The sequence below is a fragment of the Streptomyces sp. NRRL F-6492 genome (genome assembly GCF_001280125.1).
Taxonomy (GTDB): domain Bacteria; phylum Actinomycetota; class Actinomycetes; order Streptomycetales; family Streptomycetaceae; genus Streptomyces.
The window spans coordinates 1-9,537 of the sequence record NZ_LGEG01000049.1; the positions used below are offsets into that span (position 1 = coordinate 1).

5 protein-coding genes are annotated in these 9,537 nt (G+C 76.2%); 4 read left to right on the plus strand and 1 reads right to left on the minus strand.

From position 1 onward, the window contains the following. Positions 1–329: 329 nt before the first annotated feature. The 3 genes from ADL08_RS38675 to ADL08_RS06810 all read left to right on the plus strand — a co-directional run bounded on the left by ADL08_RS38675 (position 330) and on the right by ADL08_RS06810 (position 6,181). Entirely contained in the window at positions 330–590 is a 261-nt protein-coding gene (locus ADL08_RS38675; RefSeq protein WP_053641152.1) for a hypothetical protein, read from the plus strand. Then, positions 587–1,498, plus strand: a complete 912-nt coding sequence (locus ADL08_RS06805) for a hypothetical protein (protein ID WP_053641153.1) — start codon at positions 587–589, stop codon at positions 1,496–1,498. Before ADL08_RS38675 ends, ADL08_RS06805 begins: the two co-directional genes overlap by 4 nt. 63 nt (positions 1,499–1,561) lie before the next feature. Next, complete coding sequence (locus ADL08_RS06810; protein ID WP_053641154.1) at positions 1,562–6,181, plus strand: hypothetical protein; 4,620 nt, start codon at positions 1,562–1,564, stop codon at positions 6,179–6,181. 69 nt (positions 6,182–6,250) lie between these two features. On the opposite strand, the gene ADL08_RS06815 is transcribed toward ADL08_RS06810, so the two are convergent. Further along, positions 6,251–6,619 carry a hypothetical protein gene (locus tag ADL08_RS06815; protein WP_234352030.1) on the minus strand — a complete coding sequence of 123 codons (369 nt, stop codon included), beginning with the start codon at positions 6,617–6,619 and terminating at the stop codon, positions 6,251–6,253. Positions 6,620–7,057: 438 nt separating this feature from the next. Between ADL08_RS06815 and ADL08_RS06820 the strand changes: the two genes are divergently transcribed. After that, the coding region (locus ADL08_RS06820) for a nitrate- and nitrite sensing domain-containing protein (RefSeq protein WP_053641156.1) at positions 7,058–9,537 on the plus strand (2,480 nt) is incomplete at its 3' end.

Genomic DNA, 9,537 nt, shown 5'->3' on the forward strand with positions numbered 1-9,537 from the left:
CGGGGCCCCCCGCCCGGCCGGCCCGCCCCCCCCCGCCCATTTTCCGGGCCCCGCCCCCCCGGGGGGTTCCCGCCGTACCTGGAACCACCGCCGTACCCGGAACCACAGCCGTACCCGCGCCACGACCGGAAGCCACGACACCGGAGTCCGTACCGACACCGGAGTCCGTACCGACACCGGAGTCGGTACCGGAGCCGGCGCGGGAAGCCGAAACGGACCCCGGGGAGGCCCCGGCGGCCGGCCACCGCCCCGAACCGGCACCCGCGCAGGACCCGGCACCCCCACTCGACCCGGCACCCCCACTCGACCCGGCACCCGCGCCGGACCCGGTGTCCGATCCCGGCCCCGCGCCGCGGGCCCCCCGCACCCGCCCCCGGCTCGGCACCGTCCCCCCGGCGCCCGGCCCGTCCCGTGCCGGGGCCGCGCGGCGGCGCGGTGACGTCCCCTCCGTACGGGCCGTGCGGCTCACGGACGAGCCGCCCGCACCCGCCGAGCGCACCGCGCCCCCGGCCGCCGTCACCCCCGTCCCGCTGCCCGTACCCCGGCCCGCCGTACCGACCGAGAACCGTCCCGAGGAGCCCCAGCCGTGAGCGAGACCCACGCCGAGCACGCCGACGCGTGGAGCGAGCAGGAGCCCCCGCAGGCCCCGGCCGCCCCCGCCGCGCCCGGCGGCTCCGCGGTCACCCCCGCCGACGCCGCCGACGCGGCCCGGCTCGTCTCCTTCGGGCTCCAGCCCAAGCTGCTCCCGGCCCGCGACGCCGAGTACGCCGACCTCCTGCGCCGCTACCGCGAGGACCCCGCCTTCGCGCGCCTCGCCGACGCCGTCGCCACCGGCCTCGGCCTCGTCGTCCTGGAGGTCTCCCCGCGCGCGGGGATGGCCGTCACCGCGGGCGAGGACTCCGTCTTCGCCGTCCGCATGGGCGACTACGCCCGCCGCGCCTCCACGGACTCCGCCGACCGCTTCCTGCACGGCCTGGCCCACCTCGCCGTCGCCGCCATGGCCTTCCCCCGCCCCGAGGACCTCGCCGACGACGCGTACATCGGCCGGTTCACCGTCAACGGCGTCGACGCCTTCGTGCGCCAGGCCTGCCTGCGCCTGGAGCAGCGCGCCGAGGAGGAGGGGGAGAACACCGACCCGGCGTCCGACGCCCCCGGCCTGGAGGCCGCCTGGCGGACCTACGCCCGCCGCAGCGCCACCGGCGCCACCAAGGACGCCCGCAGGCTCGCCGGCTCCACCACCGGCATCGTCGGCAAGGCCGCCGCGTTCCTCACCGACTCCGGCTTCCTCCAGCGCACCGGCGACGAGGGCGGCGGCTCCTACCGCACCACCGCCCGCTACCAGCTCCAGGTCCGCGACATGGCCGGCTCCGCCGCCATGTCCGAACTGCTCGAACTCGGCGTCGTCCCCGTCAGCGACGGCTCCGCGACCCTCCTGCCGCCGCACGAGGGCGACGACCTGGAGCTCGCGGCCGACGCGGGCCTGCCGTTCCACTCGTAACCCCGCTCGCGTCCCGCGCGGTCCCGCCGCCCCACCGACCTTCCCAGCACGAGAGTCCCCGCCATGTACGAGCTGTCCCGGGTCCGCCTCTACTCCATCGGCCCCGCCGGCGCGCGCTACGCCGACACGGTCCTGGACCTGCGCGGAGTCGGCGCCCCCGTGCCCCACCCCGCCCCCACCCAGGCGGAGTTCTTCGAGGACGAGCCGGTCGGCCCGCCGCGCCGCCCGGCCCCCGCGGGCGTGCTCTTCCTGGAGAACGGCGGCGGCAAGTCCGTCCTCCTCAAGCTGATCTTCTCGGTCATGCTCCCCGGCCACCGCAACACCCTCGGCGGCGCCAGCTCCGGCGTGCTGCGCAAGTTCCTCCTCGCCGACGACTGCGGCCACGTCGCCCTGGAGTGGCAGCACACCCTCACCGGCGAACTCGTCGTCGTCGGCAAGGCCAGCGAGTGGCGCGGCCGCCAGGTCTCCAACGACCCGCGGAAGTTCGCCGAGGCCTGGTACTCCTTCCGGCCCGGCCCCGGCCTCAGCCTGGACAACCTCCCCGTGGCCGAGGCGACCTCGGTCCGCCCGCCCGTCGAGGGCGCCTCCGGAGCGCGCGGCCGCCGCCGCACCATGAAGGGCTTCCGCGACGCCCTGACCGAGGCCGGCAAGGCCTACCCGCACCTGGAGGTGGTCTGGGAGGAGATCCACGACCGCTGGAACGAGCACCTCGGCGAACTCGGCCTCGACCCCGAACTCTTCCGCTACCAGCGCGAGATGAACGCCGACGAGGGCGAGGCCGCCGGCCTCTTCGCGGTCAAGAAGGACTCCGACTTCACCGACCTGCTGCTGCGCGCCGTCACCGACACCCGGGACACCGACGGCCTCGCCGACCTCGTCGGCGGCTTCGGCAACAAGCTCGGCCGCCGCGCCGAACTCACCGCCGAACGCGACTTCACGGCCGGCTCCGTCGACCTCCTGAACCGGATCGTCGAGGCCGCCGGAATCCGGGCCCACGCGCGCGAGGTCCACACCGCCGCCGAGCGCCGCACCCGCACCCTCGCCCGCCGGCTCTCCGCCCGCGCCACCGAGGAGCGCGGCCGGGGCGCCGCACTCGCCCAGCAGGTCACCTCCGCCGCCCACGCCGTCGCCGGGGCCGAGGAGGCCCGCGGCCGCAGCGCCCTCATCGCCGCCGAACTCGCCTACCGGCACGCCTCCCTGGCCCTGGCCGCCGCCGAGAAGGGCGCCGCCTCCCAGCGCCGCGAACTCACCGACGCCCGCACCCTGCACTCCGCCTGGCAGGCCGCCGAGGCCGTGCTCCGCCACCGCGCCGCCGGCGACCGCTCCGCGCGCGTGGCCGCCGCCATCCGCGAGGCCGAACGGGACGCCGCCCCCGCCCTCGCGGCCCGCGCCGGGGCCGCCGCCGATCTCGTACGGGCCCTCGCCGCCGCCGCCGAGGAGGGCGAGCGGCACGCGGCGGAGGAGGAGGAACGCTCCACCGCCCTCCAGGAGGCCGGCGAGACCGCCCACCGCGACGCCACCGCCGCCGCGACCGAGGCCCAGCGGGCCCGCAGCGAAGTCGGCCACCTGCGCCAGCGGCTCGCCGAGGTCGAGCAGGAGACCGCCGAGGCCGTACGGGCCGGCTGGCTCGACGACACCGCGCCCGACGCCGACCCGGCCCGCGCCGCGCTCGCCGCCAGCGACGCCGAGAAGACGGCGGTCGCCGCCTGGGACACGGCCCGCGAGGCCACCGCCGCCGTCGTCGAGCGCGCGCGCGAGGCCGCCGGGGCCGAGTCCCGCGCCGAACTCGCCGCCGCCCGCGCCGCCGACGCGGCCGCGGCCGCCGGAAACGCCCACGACGCGGAGCGCCGCGCCGCCGGGTCCCTCGCCTCCGAGGAGCGCCTCGCCGAACTCCTGGGCCTGCCCCCGGGCGGGCCCACCACCGGGGACGGCGGCACGCCCCACGAGGGGCCGCTCACCGTCACCGACTTCGACCGGTACGCCGACGAGCTGCGCTCCCTCCTCGACCGGGCCGTCTCCTCCGCCGAACGGCAGCTCTTCGACCTGCGCACCGCCGCCGCCGACGACTCCCGCATCCTCGGCGCCCTCGGCGACGGCGGCCTGCTGCCGCCGGGACCCGACGTCCTCGCCACCGTCGAGTACCTCGGCGAGCACGGCATCCCCGCCCTCCCCGGCTGGCGCTACCTCGCGCAGGCCGTGGACCCCGCCGACCACGCGCGCGTGCTCGCCGCCCGCCCCGAACTCGTCGACGGCGTCGTGATCACCGACCCCGTCTCGTACGGACGCGCCCGCGAGGTCCTCGCCGCCGCCGCCCTGCTGCCCCGCTCCGCCGTCGCCGTCGGCACCGCCGCCGCCCTGCTCGCCCCCGTACCGGCGCGGGCGGAGGACGGGGACCCCGGCGTCTTCCTCGTACCGCCGAACCCGGCCATGCACGACGAGCACGCGGCCGACGAGGAGCGGCACGCCCTGCGCGCGCGTGCCGCCGCCCGGGACGAGGAGATCCGCGCCCTCGTCGCCCGCCTCGCCGGCGACCGCTCCCTCGCCGCCCGGATCGGCGCCTGGCGCGCCGACTGCCCGCCCGGCATGCTCGCCGAACTCGCCGCCGCGGCCACGGCCGCCCGCGAGAGCGCCGAAGCCGCCGCCGCGACCCTCGAAGAGGCCCGTACGGCCCGCGCGGAGGCCGACGAGACCGCCGCCGAGGCGCTCCGCGTCCGCGACGAGCGCCAGGAGGCCGCCCAGCGCGCCCGCCGGGTCGCCGACGCCCTCGCGGGCCTGGCGTTCCGGCTGCGCGAGCGGTCCGCCTGGCAGGCCAGGCTCCGCGAACTCGCCGACGACGCCGCCGAGTCCGAGGCCCGTGCCCAGACCTGTCTGGAGCGCGCCCGGGCCGCCGACGAGGACCGCCGCGCCGCCCAGCGCGCCGCCGACGACGCCCACCGCACCGCCCGCGCCCTGCGGGCCGAGCGCGCCGAGATCGCGGGCGCCCCCGACCCCCTCCCCGAGGCGGACCCGGCCGCGCCCCGCACCGCCCTGCCCACCCTCCGCGAGGCCTACCGGGCCGCGTCCCAGCTGTACGAGAAGGTCGGCGTCGGCGCCGACCTGCGCGCCGAGCAGGCCCGCGCCGAGAGCGACGAGTCCGCCGCCCTCGCCGAGCTGAACCGCCTCACCAACAAGGTCCGCACCCGCGCCGAACAGCTCCTGGAGTCCACCGACGGCGCCGACGGCCCGTCCCGCCAGGCCGCCGCCGCCCGCGCCGAGTCCCTGGTCCAGATGCTGGAGACCCGCGCCTCCGAGGCGAGCGAGAAGCTCGGCCGGCTCCGCGGCGAGGCCGAACGCCTCGCCCCCGAGGACGGCGGGGCGCACACCGAGCTGCCCGAGGAGCTCGTCCCCGCCGACGCCGAGCGCGCCCAGGCCCTCCTGCGCACCGCCACCGCCGAACTCGCCTCCCGCAGCGCCGCCCTGGAGTCCGCCCGCGCCGCCCACGCCGGACTGCTCCGGGACCACCGGGCCGCCGAGGACGCGGCCGGCGGCTTCGACGAGACGGCGGCCCTGCTCCGGGACCTGCTCCGCGACCACGCGGACGAGGAGCGGGAGGAGACCGGGCCGTACCCCGGCACCCTGGAGGAGGCCCGTACGACGGCGGCCGAGGCGCGCCGGACGCTGCGCGGCCGCGGCGGCGAGCTGTCCGCCGCCGACGCCGCCGTGCGCGAGGCGAGCGACGTCCTGGTCCGGCACGCCAACTCCACCCGCTACGAGCAGGTCCGCACCCCGGCCCGCCAGCAGATCCGCGAACTCCCGGCGTCCGCGCTCCCCGAGCACGCCGCCAAGTGGGCCGAGGCCTTCGCGCCCCGGCTGCGGGTCCTCACCGACGAGCTGGAGCAGCTGGAGCGCAACCGGGACTCCATCGTGGACCGCCTCCGCGGCCTCGTGGAGTCCTCCCTCGCGACCCTCCGCTCGGCCCAGCGGCTCTCCCGGCTCCCCGAGGGCCTCGGCGAGTGGTCCGGCCAGGAGTTCCTGCGGATCCGCTTCGAGGAGCCCGACCAGGCCACCCTCGCGGAGCGGCTCGGCGAGGTGGTCGACGAGGCCACCCGCGCCGCCGTGAAGAAGAACACCGACCTGCGCCGCGACGGCATGTCCCTGCTCCTGCGGGGCGTGCAGGCGGCCCTCGAACCCAAGGGCGTCTCCGTCGAGATCCTCAAGCCGGACGCGGTGCTGCGCGCCGAGCGGGTGCCCGTCGGGCAGATGGGCGACGTCTTCTCCGGCGGCCAGCTGCTCACCGCGGCCATCGCCCTGTACTGCACGATGGCGGCGCTCCGCTCCAACGACCGGGGCCGCGACAGGCACCGGCACGCGGGCACGCTGTTCCTGGACAACCCGATCGGCCGCGCCAACGCCACGTACCTCCTGGAGCTCCAGCGGGCCGTGTCGGACGCGCTCGGCGTCCAGCTCCTGTACACGACGGGCCTGTTCGACACGACCGCGCTCGCCGAGTTCCCGCTGGTGATCCGGCTCCGCAACGACGCCGACCTGCGGGCGGGACTGAAGTACATCAGCGTGGAGGAGCACCTGCGCCCGGGGCTTCCGCGGACCGACCCGGAGGGGGAGACCGTCCACGGCGAGATCACGGCGACGCGGATGTTCCGCCGCCACCAGTCCGACGACCCGGCCCCGACGGACGCCGCGTAGGGAACCGTCCGGAGCACGGAGAACGGCCCGGCCCCTTCAAGGGGCCGGGCCGTTCCGGGTTCCGTTTCCTCAGGCCGCCTCGGACAGCGGCACCGCCTCCGCCCGGCCCTCGTCCCGCCGCGCCCGCAGCGGCGGACGCGCCGTGCTGCTCGGCTCCGACACCACCCCGTTGCGCTGGCGCCACACCTGACGGGTGATCCAGACGTCGAGGATGCTCCACGTGGCCACCACCGTCGAGGCCACCGCGGTGATGGTGACCGGAAACGCCAGCCACGCGCCCGCGAGGCTGCAGAAGAAGGCCACCACCGCCTGGATGAGGGTCACCGATGTGATCATCACGGCCCGTACGGCGGAGTTGCGCACCGGGTCGGGCATCCGACTCCGGCCCCGCTCGTCCTCCACCCACAACTGCCGCGCCGACCGCGCCTCGTGTTCCATTGTCCTGTCACTCCCCACCACTGAACGACTTCAGGGACGGCTGCCCGTTGTGAGCGCCTTTACGCGGACAGAACCCACCCCGTACCCAATGACGCACGCCAGAGGGAAAAGGTTTCGCCCCGACGGGAAATGAACGCGAGACCCCGTCCGGACGGAACGCACAGTTCCAGCCATCTCCGCAGGCTGACGGAATGGCACGTCATCAGGTGTCCTAGGCCACAGTGGCCGATCCCAACTCCCCGAATAACAGGACATCTCATGATCAACGCTCACTCGACAGGCTGAAAATAGCCCGGACACACCTTCGGGATGGCCGCGATGCAGTAGTAGGCTCGCGCCGCCGTTTGTTGAAACTCAAGGTTGACGCCGTGTGTTGACGCCCGACGTCACGAAGTGAAGGACCCTCGCGACGAAACGGGGGCCGAGCTGGGGGAGGCCATGCGCTTTCGCGGGAAGTCCATCCGCAGGAAGATCGTGGCGTTGCTGCTCGTACCGCTCGTCTCCCTCACCGGCCTGTGGGGCTTCGCCACGGTCCTCACCGGCCGCGAGGCCGACCAGCTCCTCGACGTCGGCTACATCGTCGACAAGGTCGGCTACCCCCTGGAGGACACCGCCCGGGTCATCCAGCTCGAACGCCGGCAGTCCCTCGTCTACCTCGCCGACCCCCGGGGTTCCGACACCCTCGGCTCGCTCCAGGAGACCCGCAGGTCCACCGACCGGCAGATCGCCCGCATCCGCGCCAACGTCGCCGAACCCGGCGTCCGCGAGGAGATGCGGCCCGTCACCGCCCAGCGGCTCAACAGCCTCCTCGAAGCGCTCGACGGCCTCGAATCGCTCCGCCGCTCCGTGGAGAACCGCAGCATCGGCCGCATGCAGGCCCTCGACTTCTACAACCGGCTCGTCGACCCCTGCTACAGCTTCCTCATCACCCTCCACGCCCTGGAGAACGTGGAGATGGACAAACAGGGCCGCGCCCTCGTCGGCGTGACCCGCGCCCGCGAACTGCTCTCCCGCGAGGACGCCCTCGTGCTCTCCGCTCTCGTCGCGGACCGCGTCACCGCCCAGGAGATCCGCGCGATATCCGACCTGATCGCCAACCGGAAGCAGTTCTACGAGGTCAACCTCGAACTCCTGCCGGCCGCCGAGCGCGGCCGCTTCGAGAAGTTCTGGCGCGGCCCCGAGACCCTGCCGCTGCGCACCGCCGAGAACGCCCTCGTCGAGGCGGGCCCCACCGACAGCCCGCGCGCCGTCACCGCCGCCCACTGGCAGGACCGGGCCAGTCCCGTCCTCGACGTCCTCGCCCGCGAGAACACCGCCGCGGGCGACCGCTACCAGGAACGCGTCCAGCCCGCCGCGTACAGCGTCCTCCTCAAGGTCGGCGTCGCCGGCGTCCTCGGCTTCCTCGCCCTGCTCGCCTCGATCGTCATCTCCGTCCGCATCGGCCGCGTCCTCGTCCGCGACCTGCGCCGCCTCCAGAAGGAGGCCCAGGAGGTCTCCGGGGTCCGCCTGCCCAGCGTCATGCGCAGGCTCGCCGCCGGCGAACAGGTCGACGTCACCACCGAAGTGCCCCACCTGCGGTACGGGGAGGACGAGGTCGGCCAGGTCGGCCAGGCCCTCAACACCCTCCAGCGCGCCGCCGTCGAGGCCGCCGTCAAGCAGGCGGAGCTGCGTCGCGGCGTCTCCGAGGTGTTCGTCAACCTCGCCCGCCGCAACCAGGTCCTGCTCCACCGCCAGCTCACCCTCCTCGACACCATGGAACGGCGCACGGAGGACACCGACGAGCTGGCCGACCTCTTCCGCCTCGACCACCTCACCACCCGCATGCGGCGGCACGCCGAGGGCCTCGTCATCCTGTCCGGCGCCGCCCCCTCCCGCCAGTGGCGCAAGCCCGTCCAGCTCATGGACGTCGTCCGCGCCGCCGTCGCCGAGGTCGAGGACTACGAGCGGATCGAGGTGCGCCGGCTGCCCCGCCTCGGCGTGGGCGGCCCCGCCGTCGCGGACCTCACCCACCTCATCGCCGAACTCCTGGAGAACGCCACGGTGTTCTCGCCGCCGCACACCGCCGTCCAGGTGCTCGGCGAACGGGTCGCCAACGGCTTCACCCTGGAGATCCACGACCGGGGCCTCGGCATGAACCCCGACGCCCTGCTCGACGCCAACCTCCGGCTGGCCGAGACCCCCGAGTTCGAGCTCTCGGACACCGACCGCCTCGGCCTCTTCGTGGTCAGCCGGCTCGCCCAGCGCCAGAACGTCCGGGTCTCGCTCCAGACCTCCCCGTACGGGGGGACCACCGCGGTCGTCTTCATCCCGGCCGCGCTGCTCACCGACGCGCCCGAGACGGAGGGCGCCGGCTTCCGCCTGGACCGCAAGGCCCCCGGCCGCGCCGACGACGACCCCGCCGCCCTGCCCGTCCGCCGCCCGGCGCTCGCCCGGGTCCCCGACGTCGGCGCCGCCCCCCTCGACGGCCCCGTCGAGCTGGAGGCCCCGCTCGACGGCGACGACTTCGACGTGCTCCTCGACCGGTCCGCGGACATCCTCGACACCGAGAGCGAGCGCGGCGGCCTCTTCAAGCCCCGGGACCGGCGCCGCACCGGCCTCGCCCCCGCGGGCGAGCAGCACGAGCAGGCCCCGGACCGGGCCGCCGCCGGCCGCGACGAGGGGGACGCGTCCGCCGACGGGACCGCCCGCCGCCCCGTACCGCTGCCGCGCCGCCACACCCCGACGCTCGTCGTGGACCACGGCCGCCGCCTCGACGGCCCCGACCGCGCCCACCCGCTCCCCGGCCGGGCCCACCCCGCCCCGGGCCGCCCGGCCGACGGCACCGGCCACGACGACCGGCAGCCCGCCCCGGGCCCCACCCTCGTCCCCGTACGCCCACAGGGCCCGGCACGCCCGCCGGGCCCCGCGCGCCCGGAGGG

What these genes read in the sequence shown, in the direction of transcription:
- ADL08_RS06810 (WP_053641154.1), top strand. Translation starts at nt 1,562, where the DNA reads ATGTACGAGCTGTCCCGGGTCCGCCTCTACTCCATCGGCCCCGCCGGC.
- ADL08_RS06815 (WP_234352030.1), bottom strand. Translation starts at nt 6,619, where the DNA reads ATGGAACACGAGGCGCGGTCGGCGCGGCAGTTGTGGGTGGAGGACGAG.